Genomic DNA, 24,229 nt, shown 5'->3' on the forward strand with positions numbered 1-24,229 from the left:
ACAAGCAGCGCCGCAGAGAGAATCCCAGCGATACGGCGGATAGACGACACGTTCCCCCCTTTTTCCCCTCATCGGACGCGGTAGCCGAGGTCTCCGGCCTCACCGAACCCGCCGCCTCAGCCCGAGAAGTAGTTCCAGACCGGCAGATTGGAGATGTCGTTCCAGGTTACGAAGAGCATAAGACCTAGTACCAGAGCCAATCCAATGCGGAAACCATATTCTTGGGCCCGCTCGCCCAGAGGCTTCCCGCGGACCGCTTCAAAGGCATAGAAAAGCAGGTGCCCGCCATCCAGCATCGGGATCGGGAAGAGGTTGATCAGCCCGAGATTGATCGAGAGCACGGCGGCGAACCAAATCGCGGTACCGATGCCCAGGTCCACGGCCTGCCCTGACATCTGAGCAATCCTGATCGGGCCGCCCAGTTCCTCGGCGCTGCGGTCCCCGGTAATGATCTGTCCGACGGCTTTCAGCGTGCCGATGGAGAGGTTCCAGGTTTCGGTGAAAGCCGCCAGCACCGCGGTCGCGGGTCCGACCTCGCGATACTCGACCCCACTGCGCCCAACACCCAGGTATCCCCGCGTGCTGCTGTTGCCCATGCGGTCTTCGATCTTGTCGGAGCCGATCTCGGTTGGCAGGACGATCTCCTGCCCCGCCCGCAAGACCGTGAAATCCAGCGTTTCGCCGGGCGTGGTGAGCGCAACGATCCTCTGCAGGTCCTCGAAACGCTCAACGGCTTGGCCATCAACGGCGATGATGCGGTCGTCAGGCTCGAAACCCGCCGCCAGCGCCGGGCTGTCCGGCTTCACATCCCCAATGACGGGCGGCGTATAGGGCTGGCCGTTGAAGACGAACAGCCCGGCCAGCATGACGATCGCGAGCAGGAAGTTGGCGATGGGGCCCGCCGCCACCACGGCGGTTCGCTGCCCCAAACGCTTGTGATGGAAGGATACCTCCTTCTCCTCGGGCGTCATGTCGCGAAGGCTGCCATCCGGCGTGCTGGCGGCGTCAGAGTCGCCGAACATCTTCACATAACCGCCGAGCGGCAGCAGCGAGACCTTCCAGCGCGTCCCGGCCTTGTCGTTCCAGCCGAAGATCTCCTTGCCGAAGCCGATGGAGAAGACCTCGACCTTCACGCCGTTCCAGCGCGCCACGAGGTAGTGACCCATCTCGTGCACGAACACCAGGATCGACAGGATGATCAGGAAGGGGATGACGAAGTTCTGTATCCCCGAGAAAATTTCAAACATACCGGCAGTAACTCGCTTTTCTGTACGGTCGTGTTGCTCAGGCCTCAATCCCCGCTGGGTGTATGCCAGCCGAGGACCCTAGAGCAATAGATAGTGCGTCTGCGGGCGTGCGCCATGAGAGATTAAGAGGAGGCGGCCAGCTTCGGCAAGGAGGCTCTCGCCATCTCCCTCGTGCGCCCGTCCAAGGCGATCACCTCTTCGATGCTCTCCGGCGTGTCCTCGCGGCTTTGCTCCAGGCAATCCTCCACCAGGGCGGCGATCTCAAGATAGCCGATCCGCCCGGCCAGGAAGGCCTCCACCGCGATCTCGTTGGCCGCGTTCAGGATCGCCGGCGCGGCCCCGCCCGCCTTCAAGGCCTCGCGGGCCAGACGCAGCGCCGGGAAACGCTCGGCGTCGGGCGCGAAAAAATTCAGCTGCGCGATCTCCGCAAGGTCGAGCCGCTTGACCGGTGCTGCGATCCTCTTGGGCCAGCCGAGAGCGTAGGCGATCGGCGTGCGCATGTCCGGCATGCCCATCTGCGCCAGGACGGAGCCGTCCCGGTAGGCCACCAGCGAATGGATCACCGATTGGGGGTGAACCAGGATGTCGATCCGGTCTTCCGGCAGCCCGAAGAGATGATGCGCTTCGATCAGCTCCAAGCCCTTGTTCATCATGGTGGCCGAATCCACCGAGATCTTCGCGCCCATGTCCCAGTTGGGGTGCGCGCAGGCCTGCCGGGGCGTCACTCCCGCCATGGCCGCGCGGTCCAGCGAGAGGAAGGGACCGCCCGAGGCCGTCAGGATGATCCGCTCCACGCTGTCGCGCTGCTCGCCGTCCAGGACCTGGAAGATGGCGTTGTGTTCGGAATCGACGGGCAGCAGCGTGGCGCCGCAGCGCGCGACCTCCCGCGTCACCAGGTGACCCGCGCAGACCAGGGACTCCTTGTTCGCCAAGGCCACCGCGGCGCCGCGCCGCACCGCGCTCAAGGTCGGCGCCAGCCCGGCGGCCCCGACAATGGCGGACATGACCAGTTCGGCCGGCCGGCCGGCGGCCTCGCAGAGCGCTTCCGGTCCGGCCGCCGCTTCGATGCCGCTGCCCGAAAGCGCCTCTTTCAGCGTGGCGTACTGAGCAGGGTCGGCCACCACGGCGAGCTTGGCGCCGAAGCGCTTGGCCAACTCGGCGAGTTGGGTGGCGTTGCCATTCGCCGTCAGGGCTTCGACGTCGAAGAGGTCGGGATGATGGGACACCACATCCAGCGTCGAGGCGCCGACCGACCCGGTCGCGCCCAGCACCGTGATCCGCCGGGGCTCAGAGCCAGCCATGGCCCGCGTCCCGAAGCAGGTAGACCAAAGCGGCCACGCCCAGTGAAGCCATCAGCAATCCGTCCACTCTATCCAAGAGTCCTCCATGGCCCGGGATCAAATGGCTCGCGTCCTTGACCCCGAAATAGCGCTTGATGCCAGATTCAAGGAAATCGCCCGCTTGCGCAACCACCGCCAGCAGAGCGCCCAGGACGAGCAGCGCCAAAGGGTCCCACGGCTCCACCAGCAACCCCGCGATCAGGCTCACGGTGCCAGACGCCGCCATGCCGCCCAGCAGACCGGCCCAGGTCTTCTTCGGGCTGATGCTCGGCAGCAGCTTGGGCCCGCCTATGCCACGCCCTGCCGCGTAGGCGCCGACATCGGTCGCCCACACCGCCGTCATGACCCAGAAGGCGAGCGCCAGGCCTTCCGGCTGACCGCGCAGCCAGAGAAAGGAAAAACAGGCCATCGGCAAGTATACGGACCCGAGGAAAAGCAGCCTGGGCGAGCCGCCGACCCGCTGCCCGATCAGCGTCACCAAGGCCGCGGAGACTGCCAGGACGCCGAGCCCGGGCTCAGTCCCGAGCTGGCGCAGCGCGAAGAGCGATGCCAGCGTCCCCACCAGGATCACCGCCAGGACCACGCCCTTCTTCTGATGATCGCAGAGCAGCGCCCATTCGGCGGCAAGAATGGCCAGCCCCGCGTAAACGAGCAGATCGAGATAAGGCGACCCGAAATAGAGCGCCAGCAGAACGGGCGGCGCCATGACCAGCGCCGCCAGGGCACGCGGCAGGAGGCCGCTGCTGGATTTATCAGGCTGAGACGCTTGCACCGTAGCGCCTGTCGCGGCGGCGGAACTCCTCGATCGCCGCCGTCAACTCAGCTTCTCCAAAATCGGGCCAGAGGCAATCCACGAACATCAGCTCGCTATAGGCGGACTGCCAGAGCAGAAAGTTGCTGAGCCGCTGCTCGCCGCTGGTCCGCAAGATCAGGTCGGGGTCGGGAATGTCACTGGTCCAGAGCCGCTGCTCGAAGGCGCGCTCGTCGATCGCCTCGGGGCTGAGGCGGCCTTCGGCCACGGCGCGGGCCATATCCTGCATGGCGGCGACCATCTCCTGACGCGAACCGTAGGACAGCGCCATGATCAGGTCCATCTGGGCGTTGGAGCGGGTCAGCCCCTCTCCCTCTTCGATCAGATCCAGGATTTCCTGGTCGAGACGGCTGCGCTCCCCAACGACCCGCAGGCGGATGCCGTTCTTATGGAGTTCGCGCACCTCGTTCTTGAGGTACCAGCGCAGCAGGCCCATGAGATCGTTGACCTCGTCCACCGGCCGCTTCCAGTTCTCGGAAGAAAAGCTGTAGAGGGTGAGATAGCGGAGCCCCATCTTCGTCGCCGCCGTCACGGGGCGGCGGGCGGCGTCGGCGCCCCGCTTGTGCCCCGCCGTGCGCGGCAGACCGCGCGCCTTCGCCCAACGCCCGTTGCCATCCATGATGACGGCAAGATGCAGCGGGACGCCCTGCTGGTCCGCGCTCTGCTCCAGGTTCTGTCTGCTGGGCTCGACGACCGCCATGGTCAGACCTGCATGATCTCCGCTTCTTTGTGGGCCAGTGTCTCATCGACCGCCTTGATGTGCTGGTCGGTCAACTCCTGTATCTGATCTGCCAGGCGTTTGTGTTCGTCTTGTGAAATCTCGCCGTCTTTTTCGAGCTTTTTCAGGCGGTCCATGCCGTCGCGGCGCACATTGCGGACCGCCACCCGGCCCTGCTCGGCGTACTTGCTGGCGATGCGGGACAACTCCTGACGCCGTTCCTCGTTCAAGGCGGGGATCGGCACCCGGATCAACTGACCGTCGCTGGCCGGGTTGAGGCCCAGGCCGGAATCGCGAATCGCCTTTTCCGTCGCCCCCACGAGGCCCCGGTCCCAGACCTGAACCGTGATCATGCGCGGCTCGGGCACGCTGACCGTGCCGACCGCGTTGAGTGGCATGGAGCTTCCATAAGCCTCGACCATGACCGGTTCCAAGAGACCGGCCGAGGCCCGCCCGGTACGCAGGCCGGCGAACTCGCGCTTCACCGCTTCCAGCGCGCCGTCCATGCGCTGTTCGATGTCTTTTAAATTGGGATCAGCCATGGGCCGCTCCTCCCTCAATCTTCGTCCGTTACAATGGTATACTGCCCGCGCCCTGCAATCACCTCCGCAAAACCACCGGGGGTGTTGATCGAGAACACGAGGATCGGGATGCCGTTCTCGCGCGACAAGGAAATCGCCGAGTGGTCCATGACTCCCAGATCTTCGGTCAGGACGCGGTGATAGTTCAGCTTCTGATAGCGCTTCGCATCGGGGTTCTTGGCAGGGTCGGAGTCGTAGACGCCGTCGACCTTTGTGCCCTTCAACAGAAGCTCGCAGTTCATTTCAGACGCCCGCAGAGCGGCGGCGGTGTCGGTCGTGAAGAAGGGGTTGCCGGTGCCCGCCGCGAAGATGACGATGCGCTTCTTCTCAAGATGGCGCATCGCGCGGCGCCGGATGTAAGGCTCGGCGACCGCCGCCATGGGTATGGCCGACTGCACGCGGGTCGGAAGCCCCACCTTCTCCAGCGCGTTCTGCATGGCGAGCGAGTTAATGACCGTCGCCATCATTCCCATGTAGTCCGCCGTCGCCCGCTCCATCCCCTGAGCGGCGCCTGAGAGGCCGCGGAAGATATTGCCGCCGCCGATGACAAGGCAAACCTCCACGCCAAGGTCATAGACCGCCTTCACCTCACGGGCGATGCGCTCCACCGTGTCGGGGTCCAGGCCATAGTCGCGCCCGCCCATCAGGGCCTCGCCGGAGATCTTCAGCAAAACGCGCTTGTACTTGGCCTCGGAGTCCATCGCTTGCCCGTCCCTCTCTTCGAATCGCTTACGCCGCTCGCGGCGAAAAAGAAAGCGCCGCCCTTTTTAGGGGGCGGCGCTGCTTCACACAAGATGTGCGATGGTTTTATGTCGGCTTGCTTCAGCCCCGGATCAGCGTCCGGCCTGTGCGGCGACCTCCGCGGCAAAATCCGACTCTTCGCGCTCGATGCCTTCGCCGAGCTGCATGCGGGAGAAGCCGACGAGCTTCACCGGCGCGCCGGCCTCGCGGCCCGCGGCCTCGACCGCCTTGCCGACCTTGGTCTCGCCGTCGATGACGAAGACCTGCTCCAGCAGCACCACCTCTTCGTAGTACTTGCGCAGACGGCCCTCGACCATCTTGCCGATGATCTCCTCGGGCTTGCCGGAGGCGCGCGCCTGCTCCATCAGAACTTCGCGCTCGCGGTCCAGCAGGGACTGGTCGAGACTGTCGACGTCGAGCGACTGCGGATTGGTAGCCGCGATGTGCATGGCGACCTGACGCCCGAAGGCCTGCAGGACGTCTTTATCACCGCTCGACTCCAGCGCGACCAGCACGCCGATCTTGCCGAGGCCCGGAATCTCCTGGTTGTGGACGTAGGTCGCGACCACCCCGTCGGAGACCGAGAAGGCCGCCGTGCGGCGCAGGCTCATGTTCTCGCCAATCGTGGCGATCATCTTGGTCAACTCGTCTGCGACCGTGCCCTCTCCGCCCGGATAGGCCATGGCCTTCAGAGCTTCGATGTCGCCATCGGCTTCAAGCGCCAGCTTGGCGACGTTGGAGACGAAGCCACGGAACTGGTCGTTGCGGGCGACGAAGTCAGTCTCGGAGTTGACCTCCACCACCGCGCCCGCATTGCCCTCGGACGCAACGCCGACCAGACCTTCAGCGGCCGTGCGGCCCGCCTTCTTGGCGGCAGCCGCCAGGCCCTTGGTGCGCAGCCAGTCGATGGCCGCCTCGATGTCGCCACCGGATTCGGTGAGCGCCTTCTTGCAGTCCATCATGCCCGCGCCGGATTTCTCGCGGAGCTCCTTAACAAGAGCAGCCGTAATCTCAGCCATTTCTCATCCTATCTATCAGAATTGCTCGATAGCCCTATGAAAGAGCTACGATAATTAAGCCTTCTTGGAATCGCCCTCAGCGGCGGCTTCCTCGACCTCGGGCTCTTCTGCCGGAGCCTCTTCAGCCTTGGGCTCCTCGGCGGGAGCGTCCGCGGCGGGAGCTTCCTCGGCCTTGGCCTCCTCGGCAGGGGCTTCCTCAGCCTTGGGCGCCTCAGCAGGGGTAGCCTCCGCAGGAGCGACCTCAGCAGCAGCCGGCTCCACCGGAGCCTTCTCCGACGCGCCGACGTCGACGCCGCTGGCGGAAAGCTCGGTCTGAATGCCGTCCAGAACCGTCTGGCTCATCAGATCGCAGTAAGTGGCGATCGCCCGCAGGGCGTCGTCGTTACCGGGGATCGGATAGGTGATGCCGTCGGGATCGGAGTTGGAGTCGAGCACGGCGACCACCGGGATGCCCAGGCGGTTGGCCTCCTCGATCGCCAGGTGCTCCTTGTTGGTGTCGATGATGACGATGGCGTCGGGCAGACCGCCCATCTCCTTGATGCCGCCCAGCGCGCGCTCCAGCTTGTCGCGCTCGCGGTTCATCACCAGCAGTTCCTTCTTGGTCAGGCCGACGTTGTCCTCGGACAGCTTGGCCTCAAGGTCCTTTAGGCGCTTGATGGAGTTGGAAATGGTCTTCCAGTTGGTCAGCATGCCGCCCAGCCAGCGGTGGTTCACGTAGTACTGGCCGCACTGGCTGGCGGACTCGGCGACCTTCTCGCTGGCCTGACGCTTGGTGCCCACGAACAGCACGCGGCCACCGCCGGCGACGACGCCGTGCAGGAACTCCAGCGCGCGCTGCAGCATGGGAACGGTCTGGGAAAGATCGAGAATGTGGACGCCGTTGCGCTCGCCGAAGATGAAGGGCTCCATCTTGGGGTTCCAGCGGCGGGTGGTGTGTCCGAAGTGAACGCCGGCCTCGAGCAGCTGACGCATGGTGAAGCTGGGAACAGCCATCTTTTAGTTCCTTTTCCGGTTATGCCTCCGCGGAGAGGATGATCCGGGACCGTCCCGGACACCGGAGCGACGGACGGGATGTCTCCCCGGCCTGCCGCAACTCCGCGTGCGTGATGGCCCGGAAAATAGCCATCGGCGGCACTATTGCAAGGGAAATCTCGGTGACGGCGCTTGCTGCGGACCGGGACCGCTAAAGGTCCTGGACCTCGACCCCGGGAATGGCCTTGATGGCCTGACGCACCTCGGCGCTCAACTGGAAGCGGTCGGGCAGTTCGAACTCCGCTTCCCGCCCGTCGTCGAAGTTCAGGATCAGGGAGACCGGGCTGCGCCCCCTGCCCTCGCGCGCAAGCACGCCGCGCAGCGTCGGCAGCGGCTTCTCATCGCGCAGATAGACCCGCAAGCCGGCAGCCGTGTTTGCCATCGCCTTGTCCAAGGGCTCAATGGACTGGCCGGTGATCCTGGGCAGCTCATCCTCGCCACGGAACTCGACGGCGGCAGTGATCAGCAGGGGCTGCTTGGAGTCCAGAAGTTCGCGCACCTGGCTCAGCAGTTCCGAAAAGAGCGTCACCTCGAAGACCCCGGCGGTGTCGGAGAACTGCACGAAGGCCATGCGCTGGCCCTTCTTGTTGTTCAGCTCGCGCTTGGCCGTGACGATCCCGGCCAGACGCTTCATGCCAGGCTCCAGCCGCGCCGCGCGCGCCAGGTCGGCCGAGGAGATCACCCTCAAGCGCTGAAGGTTGTAGGAATCGAGAGGGTGCGCCGAGAGGTAGGAGCCGATGGCGGAGAACTCCTGGGCCAGACGCTCCATGGCAGGCCAGTCCTCGACCTCCGGGAGCTTCAGCAGGCTTTCGGCGGGCTCCCCACCGAACAGGTTCACCTGATCGGAGTTCCGCTCCTCGGTGGCCGCGGCGGCGTGGCGCAGGATCATCTCCGCCCCCCGGAAGACCTTGTGCCGGTTCGGCTCCAGGCTGTCGAAGGCCCCGGCGGAGGCCAAATTCTCGACCGTGCGCTTGTTGATGAGACGGCTGTCCAGGCGCAAGGCGAAGTCGCCCAGCGAAGCAAAGGGCCCGGCCTTGTCGCGCTCCTCGGCGAGGCCTTCCATCGCACTGCCGCCGACGTTCTTGAGCGCGGCCAGCGCGTAGCGGATCGCTTTACCAGTCTCGCCCGCGCCGCTCTCGTAGTCCTCCACCGCGAAGTCGCGGCGCGACGCGTTGACGTCGGGCGGCAGCAGCGGCACGCCGAGGCGCTGCAATTCCTGGCGGAAGACCCCGAGCTTATCGGTGTTGTTCATGTCGTAGCTCATGGAGGCCGCCATGAACTCCACTGGGTGGTTGGCCTTCAGATAGGCGGTCTGATAGGCGACCAGGGCATAGGCCGCCGCGTGGCTCTTGTTGAAGCCGTAGCCCGCGAACTTCGCCACGAGATCGAAGATGTCGCTCGCCTTCGCCGGATTGACGCCCTTCTCCGAGGCGCCTTTGACGAAGCGTTCGCGCTGGGCATCCATCTCCGACTGGATCTTCTTGCCCATGGCCCGGCGCAGCAGATCGGCATCGCCCAGCGAGTAGCCGGCAAGCTCCTGCGCGATCTGCATGACCTGCTCCTGATAGATCATGATCCCGAAGGTCTCCTTCAGGATCCACTCCAGGGAATCGTGCAGGTAGTCGGGCTTTTCATCCCCGTGCTTGCGGCGGATGTAGCTCGGGATGTTGTCCATGGGGCCCGGACGGTAGAGGGCCACCACGGCGATGATGTCCTCGAAGCGGTCGGCCTTCAGGCGCTTCAGCACATCGCGCATGCCCGAGGATTCAAGCTGGAACACGCCGACCGTGTCGCCCCGGCCCAGCATTTCGTAAGTCCTCAGATCGTCGAGCGGAATCTTCGAGAGGTCGATCTCCACCCCCCGCTCCTCCAGGTGCTGGCAAGCGCGCGCCAGCACCGTCAGGGTCTTCAAGCCCAGGAAGTCGAACTTCACCAGACCCGCCTGTTCGACGTACTTCATGTTGAACTGCGTCACCGGCATGTCCGAACGCGGATCGCGGTAGAGCGGCGTCAACTCGGTCAGGGGCCGGTCGCCGATCACCACGCCGGCGGCGTGGGTCGAGGCATGGCGGTAGAGCCCCTCCAGCTTCATGCCGATGTCGATCAGCTTGGCGACCTGTTCATCGCCATCGCGCCAGACCTGCAACTGCGGTTCGCCGTCGACCGCCTGCTTCAGCGTGACCGGCTGCGCGGGATTGTTCGGGACCAGCTTGCAGATCCGGTCGACCTGACCGTAGGGCATTTGCAGCACGCGGCCCACGTCGCGGAGCACCGCCCGGGCCTGCAACTTCCCGAAGGTGATGATCTGCGCCACGGTGTCCGCGCCGTACTTCTTCTGCACATAGCGGATCACCTCGTCGCGGCGATCCTGGCAGAAGTCCACGTCGAAGTCGGGCATGGACACGCGCTCGGGGTTGAGGAAGCGCTCGAACAGCAGGTTCCAGCGCAGCGGATCCAGGTCCGTGATGGTGAGCGCATAGGCGACCAGAGAACCCGCGCCCGACCCGCGCCCGGGCCCCACCGGAATATCGTTCTGCTTCGCCCACTGAATGAAGTCCGCCACGATCAGGAAGTAGCCGGGAAAGCCCATCTGTTCGATGACCTTGAGCTCGTAGTCGAGGCGCTCGCCATAGGTTTTCGCGACCTTGGCGCGCTCTTCGGGCGGCGTGTCCTCGGTGAAGACCAGGGTCTCCAGCCTCTCCTTGAGGCCTTCTTCGGCCTGGGCGCGCAGCTCCTGCGCCTCGGTTCGCCCTTCCTCCGTCGGGAAGGCCGGCAGGATGGGATCGATGCGCTGCGGGTAGTAGGAACAGCGCTTGGCGATCACCAGGGTGTTGTCCACCGCTTCGGGCAGGTCGGCGAAGAGCGCACGCATCTCGGCGGCCGACTTGAACCGGTAGTGCGGGTTCAAGCGCCGTCGCTCCTCCTGGTTCACATAGGAGCCGCTGGCGATGCAGAGCAAGGCGTCATGGGCCTCGTAGACGCCTTCGGTGGGAAAGTAGCACTCGTTGGTGGCGACCAGAGGAATGTCCTGGGCGTAGGCCAGCTCGATGAGCTTCTCCTCGCAGGCCTCCTCTTCCGGCTCTTCATGGCGCTGAAGCTCGATGTAGAGCCGCCCCTCGAAGGCCTTGGCCAGCCGCTTGAGGTAAACCTCCGCCGCCTTTCCCTGCCCGTCGCGCAGCAGGCGCGCCAGCGCCCCCTTCGGCCCGCCGGTAAGCGCGATGATCCCGGCGCTCAACTCTTCCAGGGTCTCCAGCGTCACCTGGGGAGTCTCCCCGGAGTCCGTCTCCAGATAGGCGCGGCTGGAAAGGGTCATGAGGTTGCGGTAGCCGGATTCGTTCATGGCCAGCAGGACCAGCGGCTCGGGCTCAGGCCGCTTCATCCCGGGCATCTGTTCGGCGTCCACGCGGGTGATCTGAAGCTGACAGCCGATGATCGGCTGCACGCCGGCGGGCGCGGCGGCGAGCGAGAACTCCAGCGCCCCGAAGAGGTTGCCGCTGTCGGCCACGCCAACGGCGGGCATGGCGTTTTCCTGGCAAAGCCTGATCAGGTCCTTGAGCTTGATCGCGCCTTCGGAAAGCGAATAGGCGGAGTGGACCCGGAGATGGATGAAGTCGGCGCTGGTCATGATGGGTAGAGCTTACTAGCCCTCCACGATTCGGCCATCTTCCAGTCGAAGGCGGCGGTCCATGCGATCGGCGAGACTGGGGTTGTGCGTCGCGATCAAGGCCGCCAGACCCTTGTCGCGCACCAGTCCGATCAGAAGCTCAAAGACCCGGTCGCCCGTGGCCGGATCAAGATTGCCCGTCGGCTCGTCCGCCAGCAGCAAGGCCGGCCGGTTCGCCAGAGCGCGCGCAATCGCCACGCGCTGCTGCTCGCCGCCGGAAAGCCGCGCGGGGCGGTGACCCGCCCGCTCCGACAGCCCCACGTCGGCCAGAAGGGACTGGGCGCGCTCGCGCGCCTCGGCCTTCGGCGTGCCGGTGATGAGTTGCGGGATCACGAGGTTCTCCAGCGCGGAGAACTCGGGCAGCAGGTGATGGTATTGATAGACGAACCCGATCGTGCGCCCGCGCAGCGCCGTGCGCTTGACCTCGGAGAGCTTGGAGGCGTCCTCCCCCGCGATGGAGAGCGCGCCGCTGTCCGGCTTCTCCAGGAGGCCGCAGATCTGCAGCAGGGTGGACTTGCCGGCGCCGGAAGGGCCGACCAGCGCGACCATCTCACCTGCGCGCACCGAGAGATCGGCGCCCCGCAGCACCTCCAGGCGGCGCTCGCCCTGCTCGAAGACCTTGACCAGGCCCTGAATGGATAGCGTCACGTCACTCATAGCGAAGCGCCTCCACCGGATCGAGGCGCGCGGCGCGCCAGGCCGGATAGATCGTCGCCAGGAAGGAGAGGCACAACGCCATGGCGACGACCGAGGTCACCTCGGTCCAGTCGATCACGGCAGGCAGGTTGGTCAGGAAATAGATCTCCGGATCGAAGACCTTCGCGCCCACCAGATCCTCCACCCAGCCCTGGATGGTCTTGATGTTCGCGGCGAAGCCGACGCCCAGAAGCAGGCCCGTCACCGTGCCGAAGATGCCGATGGAGGCTCCGCTCAAGAGGAACACCCGCAGGATCATGGCGCGGGTCGCCCCCATGGTGCGCAGGATGGCGATGTCGCGGCCCTTGTCCTTCACCAGCATGATCTGGCCGGAGATGATGTTAAAGGCGGCCACCAGGATGATGAGCGTCAGGATCAGGAACATGACGTTGCGTTCGACCTGAAGCGCGTTGAAGAAGCTGGCGTTGGTCTGCTTCCAGTCCTGAATCCGGTAGGAGGATCCCAGAGTGTCCCGGATGTCCGCTGTGTTGATGAAGACGCTGTCCGGGTCCTCCACGAAGACCTCTATCGCGGTCACGGCCCCCGGTGTCCGGAAGAAGACCTGGGCGGCCTCCAGCGGCATGTAGATGAAACCGCTGTCGTATTCGTACATGCCCACGTTGAAGAGGGCGGCGATCCGGTAGGTCTTGATGCGCGGGACCGAGCCGATGACGGTGGTGTTGCCTTGCGGCGAGACCAACTTGATCGGATCGCCCACGCGCAAGCCCAGAGAGGTCGCGAGGCGCTCGCCCACCACAAGACCGTCCCGCGCCTCCATGTCCTCGATCGAGCCGGAGGCGATGTTGTCGGCGATGATCCTGCGGGCCAGCAACTCTTCCTTGGAGACGCCGCGCACCAGCGCGCCCGTGGCGCCGCCCCGCGCGCCGGTCACCATGACCTGCCCGCGGACCTGGGGCGTCGCCTGGACGATGCCGGTCATGTTCTCGAGCGTGACGTTCAGGGAGTCATAGTTCTCGATGGCGCCGGCCGCGGAATAGACCGTCAGGTGGCCGTTGACGCCGAGGATCCGGCCCAGCAGTTCCTGCCGGAAGCCGTTCATCACCGACATGACGATGATCAGCGTCGCCACGCCCAGGCAGATGCCGAGCAGCGAGAAGCCCGCGATCACGGAGATGAAGCCTTCCTGCTTTCTGGGACGCAGGTAGCGCCAGGCCACCATGCGCTCGAAGACGCCGAACAAAGGCCGCTCCCTCTTGGTTTAAGGCCGCTGGTTCACGCGGGCGTGACTCAGGCGGTCAGGCGCGCGAGGGCGGACTCCAAGGAGAGTTCCTCCTTTTCGCCCGTCGCCCGAGACTTCAACTCAACTACGCCTTTTTCAAGGCCGCGCGGACCGATCACCAGTTGCCAGGGCAGCCCGATAAGGTCCATGTCCGCGAACTTCGCGCCCGGACGCTCGTCCCGGTCGTCGTAGAGCGTCTCCACGCCGGCCGATTCCAGCTTTGCGTAGACCTCGTCACAGGCCTTGGCGCAGGCGTCGTCCGTGGGGCGCAGGTTGATCAAACCGACCTTGTAGGGGGCGACGGACTCCGGCCAGATGATGCCGTTCTCGTCGTGGCTGGCCTCGATGATGCCGCCGACCAACCGCGAGACGCCAATCCCATAGGATCCCATGTGGACCGCGGACTCCGTCCCGTCGGGGCCGGTGACGGTCGCGCCCAGGGGCTCGGAATACTTGGTGCCGAAATAGAAGATGTGACCGACCTCGATGCCGCGCCGCTGAACGCGCTTGCCCTCGGGCACCTCGGCCTCGAAGGCCGCGGGGTCGTGCTTCTCGTCGGTGCGCGCATAGAGGCTGGTGTAGTAGTCGACCAGCTTCTTCACCGCCGCCGCATCCTCGTAGTCCACCTCCAGGTTGGCCACGTCCACGTCCACGAAGTCCTGATGACAGAAGACCTCCGACTCGCCGGTATCGGCCAGGATGATGAACTCGTGGCTGAGATTGCCGCCGATGGGGCCGGTGTCGGCCTCCATGGGAATGGCTTTCAGTCCGAGACGGGCGAAAGTCCTCAGGTAACAGACGAAGTAGTTATTATAAGACTCTACAGCTTTTTCATAATTCAGATCGAAGCTGTAGGCGTCCTTCATCAGGAACTCGCGCCCGCGCATGACGCCGAAGCGCGGCCTGACCTCGTCCCGGAACTTCCACTGGATGTGATAGAGCAGCTTGGGCAGCGCCTTGTAGCTGCGCACCTCCGAGGCAAAGATATCGGTGATCAGTTCTTCGTTGGTGGGGCCGTAGAGCATGTCACGCTCGTGCCGGTCGCGGATGCGCAGCATCTCCGGCCCGTAGGCGTCGTAGCGCCCCGATTTCTTCCAGAGGTCGGCCGACTGGATGGTCGGCATCAGGACCTCCTGACAGCCCATGCGATTCTCTTCCTCGCGCACGATCTGCTCGATCTTCTTCAGGACCTTGTAGCCCATGGGCAGCCAGGAATAGATCCCGGCGCTCGCCTGGCGGACCATGCCCGCGCGCAGCATCAAGCGATGCGAGACGATCTGCGCCTCGGAGGGCGTGTCCTTCATGGTGGGGAGGAAATAGCGGGAGAGACGCATGGCGATCCTGCTCTTGATCCTGTCTGGGACTCTACTGGAGAAGACGCCGGGAATGTAGGACTTGCCCGGCGGGGTGTCCACGGTGAAAACCCGTCAGCGGCTTATCTGCGGGTCGGGGATACTCCTTCAAGGGCCGCGCTCGCTTTCGCCAGGAACGATCATCTCCAGAAAGCCGCAAGCCTCAATAATTCGCATAAATTGCGTGACACGCGGGAGCCTATAGAATAAAAGAACCATGGCTTGAGTCGCGGGACATAAACGCGGCCCGAGTTTGGGGAGGAAAAATAAAAACGGCAGGCCAATGAGCCTGCCGTTTCCAATTCGGGGCCCTGCACCCCGCCTTCAGCCCCCGCCTTTAGTCCTCAGGTCTCAGCCTTCAGCTCTTCAGCCAGAGCGGCTCCGCCGCCCTCACCCGCGCCTGCACCGGGCAGTCATCGCGATGCGCGCCGGGCAGTACCCCGCTCGACATCAGGAACTCGCCGACGATCTCCGGCCCCATGAACTTGAAGGTCTTGCGGAAGAGTTTCACCCACTCAGCCTTGGTCAGCGGGTGGTGCGCCTCGATCCAGGAATAGAAGCCGCCATGGCTGCCGCGCAGATCCTGGATCACCTTGGCGTTGTGGATGAAGGCCCCGATTTTGAGGCGGTTGCGGATCACCTCTGGATCGCCGAGGTAGGCGGCGATCTCCTCTTCCCCGAAGCCGGCCACGCGGTCCACGTCGAAGCCCGCCAGGCGCCGCCGGAAGCCCTCCCGCTTCTTGAGGATCAACTCCCAGCTCAAGCCGGCCTGGGCGATCTCCAGCACCAAACGCTCGAACAGCCCGGTCTCGTCGGTCAGGGGAAAGCCGTATTCCCGGTCGTGATAGTGCGCATGCACCGGGTGGTCTGGAGCGAAATCGCAATAGCCGCTCATGCCTCTCCCCTCACCCGATCAGAGGTCGCGGAAGACAAGAATGTCGTTCGAAATCAAATAGAACAGGATGCCCCAGATCACCGCCGTAATGACCGTGGTCGCCAGCACCTTGCGGCCCATCATCGGACGTTCGGGCGCGCTGGGGGCATGACCCGGTTCCGGGTTTTCCGGCGGGCGCGCACCCCAGGGAAGAACTGCCAAGAGAACGACCCACCAGATAATCGCAAACAGCATGACGGCGGTGTAGGGATTCATGACGACGCCTACTACCTCAAGCCTGCTCCAGCTCGACCAAGGTGCCGCAGAAGTCCTTGGGGTGCAGGAAGAGCACCGGCTTGCCGTGCGCGCCGATCTTCGGGTTCCCGTCGCCCAGGACCCGCGCACCCTCGCTCTTCAGCTTGTCGCGGGCGGCGATGATGTCATCCACCTCGTAGCAGACATGGTGCATGCCGCCGCTGGCGTTCTTGTCCAGGAAGGCCTGGATCGGCGAGTTCTCGCCCAGGGGATGCAGCAGCTCGACCTTGGTGTTGGGCAGCTCCACGAAGACCACCGTGACGCCGTGGTCCGGCTCATCCTGCGGCTCGGAGACCTTCGCGCCCAGGACCTGGGCATACTGCTTGGCCGCGGCTTCCAGGTCCGGCACGGCGATGGCGATGTGGTTCAAACGTCCGATCATCTCTTTCCTCGTTCTCGTCTTCTCTAACTCAAGCGCACCAGGTGCACGTCGGTCACGGGTTTCTTGTCCGCCAAGCGCCGGAAGAAGCGCCTGACGGCGATCCGTCCGGCCTCCCGCACGGCCTCGTCATCGGCGAGTTCGCGCTTGCGGAGCGATTGGATGCTCCTTTCGATATAGGCCTCGGCGGCGTCCAATTCATCGGCTTCCAAGTCCTCGTCCAGCAGCCCGTGACAGGAAAGCTGCGGCGGCGCCAGGAGAGCACCCGCCGCGTCCATCACCAGGGTCAGGCTGGCGGCCCCGTTGTAGAGCATCCGCACCCGCTCGCGCAGCACCTCGCTCTCGATGGGCCGTAGGGCCTGTCCGTCCAGCGCCAGGCGGCCCGACGTCACCTGTTCGACCACCTCGGCCGGCCCCGGCGCAAGGCGGATCAGGTCGCCGTTGCGGCAGACGATCGACTGCGGCACCTGGCATTCCTCGGCGAGCGCGGCGTGCTCCAACAGATGACGGGACTCGCCATGCACGGGGATCGCGATCTGGGGCCGGACCCACTGGTACATCTGCGAGAGCTCGTCGCGCGCCGGATGGCCGGAGACGTGAATCTCGTGCTCGTCGTCTGTGTAGATCTCGATGCCCTGCTCGGCGAGCTGGTTCTGGAGCGCGAAGATGCCCACCTCGTTGCCGGGGATGATGCGCGAGGAGAAGACCACCGCGTCCCCCTCCTCCAGCACGATCTGCTGGTGCTCCCCCCTGGCGATGCGCGAGAGAGCGGCGCGCGGTTCGCCCTGGCTGCCGGTGCAGATCAGAAGCACCTCGTTTCGTGGCAGATAGCCCAGTTCTTCCTCGGCCACCACGGTCGGGAAGTCCTGCAGGTAGCCGCTTTCCTGCGCTGCTTCCATCATGCGTTTGAGCGACCGCCCGGCAAGGCAGACCCGCCGACCCGTCTTCTTCGCGACCCGGCCCAGACTCTGGAGCCGGGCGATGTTCGAAGCAAAACAGCCCACGGCCACCCGGTTCGGCAGCTTCGATACCAGCTCCAGCAGGCCTTCCTGGACATCGCCTTCGCTGCCCGAATCGCCCTCCACCAGGGCATTGGTGGAATCGCAGACCATGGCCAGGATGTTCTCGTCGGCCAGCTCGCGCAGCCGCGTCTCGTCGTAGTCGCCGCCGACCTGGGGTTCGGGGTCGAGCTTCCAGTCGCCGGTGTGCAGGACCTTTCCGACAGGCGTATGGATGATCAGCGCATTGGGTTCGGGGATGGAATGGGTCAGGGTCACCAGCTCGATCTCGAAGGGACCGACCGTGAACTGGCCCGACAGCGGCACCTCCTTCAAGGGCACCTGGTCCAGAAGCCCCGCCTCCTCCAGCTTCCGCCGCAGCACGGCGGCGGTGAAGCGCGTCGCATAGACGGGACAGCGCAGTCGCGGCCAGAGGTAGGGCACGGCCCCCAGATGGTCTTCGTGGGCGTGGGTCAGGATCAGGCCGGCAAGTTCGTCCCGGCGCGCTTCGATGAAGGCGGGGTCCGGCATCACCACATCGACTGAGGGTACGCGCGGATCGCCGAAGGTGACGCCCAGATCGACCATCAGCCATTGGCCGTCGTGGCCGTAGAGATTGAGGTTCATCCCAATCTCCCCGGTCCCGCCGAGCGGCAGGAAGTAGAGTTCGTCCTTGGCTGGAAAGTCGCTCACCGGGGCTCCGCCCCGCCCTGGCGCAGGTTGATCGCGTCGATGAGTTGCAGGCCGCGCAAGGTGAGATCGCCGTCCACTTCGCCAATCGCGTCGGTCGCTTCAGCGAAGAGCGGCGCCAAGCCGCCGGTCGAGATCACCCGCATCTCCGCCCCGTACTCCGCCCGGATGCGGGCGACCAGCCCCTCGATCAATCCAATGTAGCCCCAGAAGACGCCGGACTTCATGGCGGGGGCCGTCGCCTTGCCGATCACCTGGGCGGGCTTCTCCGGCGTGATCCGCGGCAACTGCGCGGCGGCGCGGTAGAGCGCCTCGATGGAGAGATTGATGCCGGGTGCGATCACGCCACCCTCATAGCCCCCGTCCGGCCCGACGATGTCGAAGGTGGTGGCCGTGCCGAAGTCGATCACGATCAGCGGGCCGCCGTAGCGCTCCTGGGCCGCGACGCAGTTGACCAGCCTGTCGACGCCGACCTGCTCGGGCCGCTCGATACGCACCGGTACGCCCGTCTCCACGCCCGGCTGGCCAACGAACAGAGGCTTCACGCCGAAGTAGCGCTCGCAGAGGGAGCGCAGGGCGTAGGCCGCAGGCGGCACGACATTGGCGATGATGGCGCGGTCGATGTCGCTGGCCGAAATCCCCGCCAACTGCATCAGTTGGGTCAACCAGACCGCATGCTCGTCCGCCGTCTTGTTCGCCTGACTGGAGGCGCGCCACTTGGCGACAGCCGTATCGCCGTCGAAGACAGCGAAGGAGATGTTCGTGTTTCCGCAGTCGATGGCTAGGAGCATGTGCCTGTCAGCCCCCTGCCCGGTCGAAGAAAACATCCCCCACGGCGATGGCACGCGGGCTGCCGCTTCCCTGGTCCAGCAGCAGGTGCCCCTCCCCGTCCAGGTCCTGGAAGCGCCCTTCCAGCGTCTCGCGCGGCAGACGCACGCGGATCATCTCGCCCTTGCCTTCGGCATGGCGCATCCAGGCGCGGCGCAGCGGCTCGAAGCCGTCTTCCAGCCAAATGTTCACCCAGGACAGGAAGTGCCTGGCGAACGCCTCCAACAGGTCTGCTTCCGTCACGCTGGGCGCGCAGCCCTCGAAATGCAGGCTGGTCGCGTTGATGTCGGAATCGCGCGGGAAGGACTTCACGTTGGCGCCGACGCCCAGGACCAGCCACTCGACGCCGCCCTCGGCGTTCGCCTGGGCCTCCAGAAGAATGCCCGCCAGCTTGCGGCCATTGGCGAGCACGTCGTTGGGCCACTTGTAAGTGACCTCGATCAGGGGCGGCGCTACCGAGCCAACAGCGTCGCCAAGCGCCAGCGCGGCGGCGAAGCCGAGCTGGGCCGCCTGCTTCAGTTCGCAGTCCGGACGCAAGACCATGGACAGGAAGAGATTGCCTCGCGGGCTGGTCCAGGAGCGTCCCTGGCGGCCCTTTCCGCCCGTCTGTTCCTTGGCCCAGACAAGGGTTCCGTCCTCGGCGCCCTCGGCGGCAAGGCGCTTGGCCTCTTCATTGCTGGAGACAACACTGTCCAGCTCGACCAGCCGATAGGCCGGCGGCAGGCGAAGCGTCCTCTCGTCGCTCATGATGGTTTCTCCGTTTCCACCTCAGCCCGGGAAGAGCGAGGCGGCGGCGGCGCCGGCGGTCTCGACCAGCGGCCCCGGCACCAGGAAAAACAGCAGAATGGCGACGGCCGTCACGCCCATGATCCCCGCCGCCGACAGGCCGAGCGGGCTATCAAGGGTCTCCACCGGCTCGTCGAAGTACATCAGCTTGATGATGCGCAGGTAGTAGAAGGCGCCCACCACCGAGGCCAGCACGCCGATGACCGCCAGGGTGTAGAGGCCCGCCTCGACCGCCGCCAGGAAGACGTAGAGCTTGCCGAAGAACCCGGCCAGCGGCGGGATGCCCGCCATGGAGAACATGAAGATCGCCAGGGCGGCGGCCATCAGGGGGTTGGTCTTGGAGAGACCGCGCAGGTCGTCGATGCCCTCCAGCATCCGGCCCTGGTTCCTCATGGAGAGGATGCAGGCGAAGGTGCCGAGGTTCATCACCAGGTAGATCGACATGTAGATGATGACGCCCTGAACGCCCTGCTCCGTGCCCGCCGAGAGGCCGACCAGCGCATAGCCCACGTGGCCGATGGAGGAATAGGCCATCAGGCGCTTGATGTTGGTCTGCTGGATCGCGGCCAGCGCGCCGAGCGCCATGGAGGTGACGGAGATGAAGAACAGGATCTGCTGCCACTCGCTCAACAGGTCCGCGAAGGGACCGACCATGACCCGGACGAAGAGCGCCATGGCCGCGACCTTGGGCGCGGTCGCGAAGAAGGCGGTGACCGCCGTCGGCGAGCCTTCGTAGACGTCCGGCGTCCACATGTGGAAGGGAACGGCGGAAACCTTGAAAGCCAGACCGGCGATCACGAAGACCAGACCGAAGATGACGCCAAGCGAGGGATCGCTGCCCGCATGACCGGCAAAGACTTCCGCCAGGCGCGCGAACTCCACCGTGCCCGCGAAGCCGTAGATCAGCGAGCAGCCGTAGAGCAGCATCCCTGAGGAAATCGCGCCCAGAATGAAGTACTTGAGGCCCGCCTCCGTGGAACGCTGGCTGTCGCGCCTGAAGGCCGCGACCACGTAGAGCGCCAGCGACTGCAACTCCAGGCCGACGTAAAGGGAGATGAGGTTCCCCGCGGAAATCATCATCATCATGCCGAGCGTCGCCAGCACCAGCAGCACCGGGAACTCGAAGCGGTCCATGCCCTGCTCGCGCGCATAGCGTTGCGACAGGATGATGGCCGCGCCGGCGCCGGTCAGGACCAGCACCTTCATGAAGACCGAGAAGGCGTCCTGCACGAAGAGGCCGCCGAAGGCTTCGCCCGTGAACCCGGACCCGCCCAAGAGCAGCGCCAGGGCGACGGCGAGGCTGGCCACCGCCGGCCAGAGGGTCGCGCCCACGTGGTCGCGCTTCTGGAAGACGCCCAGCATGAGCAGCCCCATGGCCGCGATGGCCAGGAAGATTTCCGGAAGGACGAGCAGGTAATCCTGAGAGGTGAAGATCATGGATCCGCTTTCCTTACTCGAGGCCGATCAAGGCAGCCAGATGCGGCGCCTCCGACGTGGCCAGGGCCGTTTCGTAGTTGGTGATCAGGTTCTCCACGGAAGCCGACATCACATCCAGGAAGCTGACCGGATAGATGCCCATCCAGAGCATCACGATCAGCAGCGGCGCGAAGACCAGTTTCTCGCGCCAGTTCAGGTCCAGGAGACCCTTCAGGTCCTCCTTGCTCAACTGGCCGAAGATCACCCGGCGATAGAGATAGAGCATGTAGGCCGCGCCCAGGACCATGCCGCTGGCGGTCAGGAGAGCGACCCAGGTGCTGACCTGGAACGCCCCCATGATCACAAGGAACTCGCCGACGAATCCGGCGGTGCCCGGCAGGCCGACGGAGCCCAGCATGAAGGCCATGAAGATCAGTGCGTAACCCGGCATGTTCTCCGCCAGGCCGCCATAGCGATCGATCTCGCGGGTGTGCAGGCGGTCGTAGACCACGCCGACCACCAGGAAGAGCGCGGCGGAAATAATGCCGTGGGAGAGCATCTGGAAGATCGCGCCCTCCAGCCCCTGCTGATTGACCGCGAAGATGCCGATCGTCACGAAGCCCATGTGGGCGACGGAGGAATAGGCGATCAGCTTCTTCATGTCCTTCTGCGCCAGCGCCACCAGCGAGGTGTAGATCACCGCCGTCACCGAGAGGGTGAAGATCAGCGGCATGAAGAACTCAGAGGCCTCGGGCAGGATCGGCAGAGAGAAACGCAAGAACCCGTAGGCGCCCATCTTCAAGAGCACGCCCGCCAGGATGACCGATCCGGCCGTAGGCGCCTCCACGTGCGCATCGGGCAGCCAGGTGTGGACCGGCCACATGGGCACCTTGACCGCGAAGGAGGCGAAGAAGGCCAGCCAGAGCCAGATCTGCATCTCGAAGGGGATGCGCGCGGTCAGCAGCGTCGGGATATCGGTCGTCCCGGTCTCGAAGTAGATCGCCAGCACCGCCAGCAGCATCAGGACCGAGCCCGCCAGGGTGTAGAGGAAGAACTTGAAGGCCGCATAGACCCGGCGCTGCCCGCCCCAGACGCCGATGATCAGGAACATCGGGATCAGGACCGCCTCGAAGAAGATGTAGAAGGTCACGAAATCCAGGGCGCAGAACATGCCGACCATGAAGGTCTCAAGCACCAGGAAAGCGATCATGTACTCCTTCACCCGGCGCGTGACCGACTCCCAGCTCGCCAGGATGCAGAGCGGCGTCAGCAGGGTGGAAAGCAGCACGAACAGCATGGAGATGCCATCGACGCCGACCTGATAGGCGATCCCGAAACTGGGTATCCACTCGGCGCGCTCGACGAACTGGAACTCCGCCGTGCCCCGCTCGAAGCCGAACCAGAGGAACAGCGAGAGCAGGAAGGTGATGAGCGCGGTCCAGAGCGCCACGTAGCGCGCGTTGCGCGCCACCACGGCCTCGTCACCGCGAATGAAGAAGATACACCCCGCCCCGACCAGGGGCAGGAAGGTGATGAGCGAGAGAAGCGGCCAACCTTGCATCACTATCCCCTCACCCGATCGTCGCCAGCAGATACCAGCTGATCAGGAACACCACCCCGATCAGCATGGCAAAGGCGTAGTGGTACACAAAACCGCTCTGCAGGCGGCTGACGCGCGCCGCGAGGTTCTTGGCGGCGCTGGCAAGGCCGTTCGGCCCAAGACCGTCGATCAGCAGCACATCGCCCGTCTGCCAGAGGCCGCGCCCCAGATACATGGCCGGGCGCACGAAGATCCGGTCGTAGAGTTCGTCGAAATACCACTTGTTGAGGAAGAAGAGGTAAAGCGGGCGCGCCTTCGCCGTGAAGACCGCCGGGATGCCCGGCGCGACCATGTAGGCGACGTAGGCCAAGCCGATGCCCGACAGGCCCGCCACCAGCGGCAGGTACTTGACCCAGGCCGGGACATGATGCGCCTCCTCGATCACATCGCCGAGCGTCAGGATCGACAGGGCCCAGAACTCCTCGCGGCCATCGCCCACGAACCACTCGTAGGCGACGTAGCCCGAGAGCACCGCCCCCGTGGCCAGCACCATCAGCGGGATCAGCATGACCTTGGGCGATTCATGCGCGTGCTCGAAGACCTGCTGGTCGCCCCGGAACTTGCCGTGGAAGGTCATGAGCAAGAGGCGCCAGGAATAGAAGGCCGTCAGGAAGGCCGCGATCACGCCCGCCCAGTAGGCGAAGGTGCCCGCGTTGGTATGCGCGGCGTAGGCGGTCTCCAGAACCATGTCCTTGGAGAAGAAGCCGGCGAAGGGCGGGATGCCCGCCAGCGCCAGGGAGCCGATCCACATGAGCCCGTAGGTCCAGGGGATGGTGCGCCAGAGGCCGCCCATCTTGCGCATGTCTTGCTCGTTCGCGACCGCGTGGATCACCGAGCCCGCGCCCAGGAACAGCAGCGCCTTGAAGAAGGCGTGGGTCATCAGGTGGAACATGGCCGCGCTGTAGGCGGAAACGCCGATCGCGAAGAACATGTAGCCGAGCTGGGAGCAGGTCGAATAGGCGATCACCCGCTTGATGTCGTTCTGACAGGTGCCGACCGTCGCCGCGAAGAAGGCCGTGCAGGCGCCAACGATGGTCACCACGGTCAAGGCGTCCGGCGCGTACTCGAAAATCGGCGAGAGGCGGCAGAGCATGAAGACGCCCGCCGTCACCATGGTCGCGGCATGGATCAGCGCGGAAACCGGCGTCGGGCCCTCCATGGCGTCCGGCAGCCAGGTGTGCAGGCCCAACTGCGCCGACTTGCCCATCGCGCCGATGAAGAGCAGCAGGCAGATGATGGTCAGCGCGTGCCCCTCGATGCCCAGGAAGTTGACCGTGTAGTCCTGGAAGTTCGGCACGGCCTCGAAGGCCTGATCGAAGCTGACCGTGCCAAGCAGCAGGAAGGCGCCGGCGATGCCGAGCGCGAAGCCGACGTCGCCCACGCGGTTGACCAGGAAGGCCTTGATGGCCGCTGCGTTCGCGCTGGGCTTCTCGTACCAGAAGCCGATCAGCAGGTAGGAGGCCAGACCGACGCCCTCCCAGCCGAAGAACATCTGCACGAAGTTGTCCGCCGTCACCAGCATCAGCATGAAGAAGGTGAAGAGGCTCAAGTAAGCCATGAAGCGCGGGATCGACTTGTCGTGGCTCATGTAGCCCACGGAATAGACGTGGACCATGGCCGAAACGCCGGTCACCACCACCAGCATGACGGCGGAGAGCGTGTCGATCCGAAGCGCCCAGGAGGCTTCGAAAGCGCCGCTGTCGAACCAGGTGAAGAGCTCGATGACCTTCAGCTTCTCCTCGCCGAACCCGATGGTCGCAAAGGAGATGCAGGACAGCACAGCCGAGACGATCAGCAGCGAGCAGGTGACGATCTGCGCGCCGCGGTCGCCGATCTTCTTGCCGAAGAAACCGGCAATGATCGCGCCCAGAAGCGGCAGGAATACGATAAGGGCTTCCATGG

The 24,229-nt window shown here is 65.0% G+C and carries 21 protein-coding genes; all 21 read right to left on the minus strand.

Features of this window, described 5'->3' with window-relative positions; genetic code table 11:
- Window positions 1-116 precede the first annotated feature (116 nt).
- The 21 genes from rseP to nuoL all read right to left on the minus strand — a co-directional run bounded on the left by rseP (window position 117) and on the right by nuoL (window position 24,227).
- Complete coding sequence (gene rseP / locus P8X75_01840; protein MEJ1993941.1) at window positions 117-1,247, minus strand: RIP metalloprotease RseP; 1,131 nt, start codon at window positions 1,245-1,247, stop codon at window positions 117-119.
- A 122-nt stretch (window positions 1,248-1,369) separates the two neighbouring features.
- Complete coding sequence (locus P8X75_01845) at window positions 1,370-2,548, minus strand: 1-deoxy-D-xylulose-5-phosphate reductoisomerase (GenBank protein ID MEJ1993942.1); 1,179 nt, start codon at window positions 2,546-2,548, stop codon at window positions 1,370-1,372.
- Window positions 2,535-3,359, minus strand: coding sequence for a phosphatidate cytidylyltransferase (locus P8X75_01850; GenBank protein ID MEJ1993943.1), 825 nt, complete (start codon window positions 3,357-3,359; stop codon window positions 2,535-2,537). The genes P8X75_01845 and P8X75_01850 overlap by 14 nt, the downstream gene beginning before the upstream one ends.
- Window positions 3,340-4,098: an isoprenyl transferase gene (locus P8X75_01855; protein MEJ1993944.1), complete on the minus strand. Its 759-nt coding sequence runs from the start codon at window positions 4,096-4,098 to the stop codon at window positions 3,340-3,342. Before P8X75_01855 ends, P8X75_01850 begins: the two co-directional genes overlap by 20 nt.
- A gap of 2 nt (window positions 4,099-4,100) precedes the next feature.
- A complete protein-coding gene (gene frr / locus P8X75_01860; protein ID MEJ1993945.1) occupies window positions 4,101-4,658 on the minus strand; it encodes a ribosome recycling factor in 558 nt (185 codons plus the stop codon).
- Between the two features lie 14 nt (window positions 4,659-4,672).
- Window positions 4,673-5,398 (minus strand): UMP kinase, encoded by a 726-nt coding sequence (pyrH, locus tag P8X75_01865; protein MEJ1993946.1) that lies wholly within the window; start codon window positions 5,396-5,398, stop codon window positions 4,673-4,675.
- 132 nt (window positions 5,399-5,530) lie between these two features.
- Window positions 5,531-6,457: a translation elongation factor Ts gene (tsf, locus tag P8X75_01870; protein MEJ1993947.1), complete on the minus strand. Its 927-nt coding sequence runs from the start codon at window positions 6,455-6,457 to the stop codon at window positions 5,531-5,533.
- Window positions 6,458-6,511: 54 nt separating this feature from the next.
- Window positions 6,512-7,450, minus strand: coding sequence for a 30S ribosomal protein S2 (gene rpsB, locus P8X75_01875; protein MEJ1993948.1), 939 nt, complete (start codon window positions 7,448-7,450; stop codon window positions 6,512-6,514).
- A 190-nt stretch (window positions 7,451-7,640) separates the two neighbouring features.
- On the minus strand, window positions 7,641-11,114 hold the full coding sequence (dnaE, locus tag P8X75_01880) for a DNA polymerase III subunit alpha (protein ID MEJ1993949.1): 3,474 nt from the start codon (window positions 11,112-11,114) through the stop codon (window positions 7,641-7,643).
- A gap of 15 nt (window positions 11,115-11,129) precedes the next feature.
- Window positions 11,130-11,810 (minus strand): ABC transporter ATP-binding protein, encoded by a 681-nt coding sequence (locus tag P8X75_01885; GenBank protein MEJ1993950.1) that lies wholly within the window; start codon window positions 11,808-11,810, stop codon window positions 11,130-11,132.
- Window positions 11,803-13,050, minus strand: a complete 1,248-nt coding sequence (locus P8X75_01890; GenBank protein MEJ1993951.1) for a lipoprotein-releasing ABC transporter permease subunit — start codon at window positions 13,048-13,050, stop codon at window positions 11,803-11,805. Before P8X75_01890 ends, P8X75_01885 begins: the two co-directional genes overlap by 8 nt.
- A gap of 47 nt (window positions 13,051-13,097) precedes the next feature.
- Window positions 13,098-14,423, minus strand: a complete 1,326-nt coding sequence (locus tag P8X75_01895) for a proline--tRNA ligase (GenBank protein ID MEJ1993952.1) — start codon at window positions 14,421-14,423, stop codon at window positions 13,098-13,100.
- Between the two features lie 376 nt (window positions 14,424-14,799).
- Window positions 14,800-15,336 carry a DNA-3-methyladenine glycosylase I gene (locus P8X75_01900; GenBank protein MEJ1993953.1) on the minus strand — a complete coding sequence of 179 codons (537 nt, stop codon included), beginning with the start codon at window positions 15,334-15,336 and terminating at the stop codon, window positions 14,800-14,802.
- Window positions 15,337-15,354: 18 nt separating this feature from the next.
- On the minus strand, window positions 15,355-15,591 hold the full coding sequence (locus P8X75_01905; GenBank protein MEJ1993954.1) for a DUF1467 family protein: 237 nt from the start codon (window positions 15,589-15,591) through the stop codon (window positions 15,355-15,357).
- Window positions 15,592-15,607: 16 nt separating this feature from the next.
- On the minus strand, window positions 15,608-16,012 hold the full coding sequence (mce, locus tag P8X75_01910) for a methylmalonyl-CoA epimerase (GenBank protein ID MEJ1993955.1): 405 nt from the start codon (window positions 16,010-16,012) through the stop codon (window positions 15,608-15,610).
- A 23-nt stretch (window positions 16,013-16,035) separates the two neighbouring features.
- Entirely contained in the window at window positions 16,036-17,700 is a 1,665-nt protein-coding gene (locus P8X75_01915; protein MEJ1993956.1) for a ribonuclease J, read from the minus strand.
- A complete protein-coding gene (locus tag P8X75_01920; GenBank protein MEJ1993957.1) occupies window positions 17,697-18,488 on the minus strand; it encodes a type III pantothenate kinase in 792 nt (263 codons plus the stop codon). Before P8X75_01920 ends, P8X75_01915 begins: the two co-directional genes overlap by 4 nt.
- A 7-nt stretch (window positions 18,489-18,495) precedes the next feature.
- Entirely contained in the window at window positions 18,496-19,272 is a 777-nt protein-coding gene (locus tag P8X75_01925; GenBank protein ID MEJ1993958.1) for a biotin--[acetyl-CoA-carboxylase] ligase, read from the minus strand.
- Between the two features lie 21 nt (window positions 19,273-19,293).
- Entirely contained in the window at window positions 19,294-20,748 is a 1,455-nt protein-coding gene (gene nuoN, locus P8X75_01930) for an NADH-quinone oxidoreductase subunit NuoN (protein ID MEJ1993959.1), read from the minus strand.
- A 13-nt stretch (window positions 20,749-20,761) separates the two neighbouring features.
- The gene (locus P8X75_01935; GenBank protein MEJ1993960.1) at window positions 20,762-22,288 is read right to left on the minus strand and encodes an NADH-quinone oxidoreductase subunit M; all 1,527 of its coding nucleotides are present in this window, start codon (window positions 22,286-22,288) and stop codon (window positions 20,762-20,764) included.
- 10 nt (window positions 22,289-22,298) lie between these two features.
- Window positions 22,299-24,227 carry an NADH-quinone oxidoreductase subunit L gene (nuoL, locus tag P8X75_01940; GenBank protein ID MEJ1993961.1) on the minus strand — a complete coding sequence of 643 codons (1,929 nt, stop codon included), beginning with the start codon at window positions 24,225-24,227 and terminating at the stop codon, window positions 22,299-22,301.
- Window positions 24,228-24,229 lie beyond the last annotated feature (2 nt).

Origin of the sequence: Limibacillus sp. (genome assembly GCA_037379885.1) — a bacterium.
In the GTDB taxonomy this organism is placed as follows: domain Bacteria; phylum Pseudomonadota; class Alphaproteobacteria; order Kiloniellales; family CECT-8803; genus JARRJC01.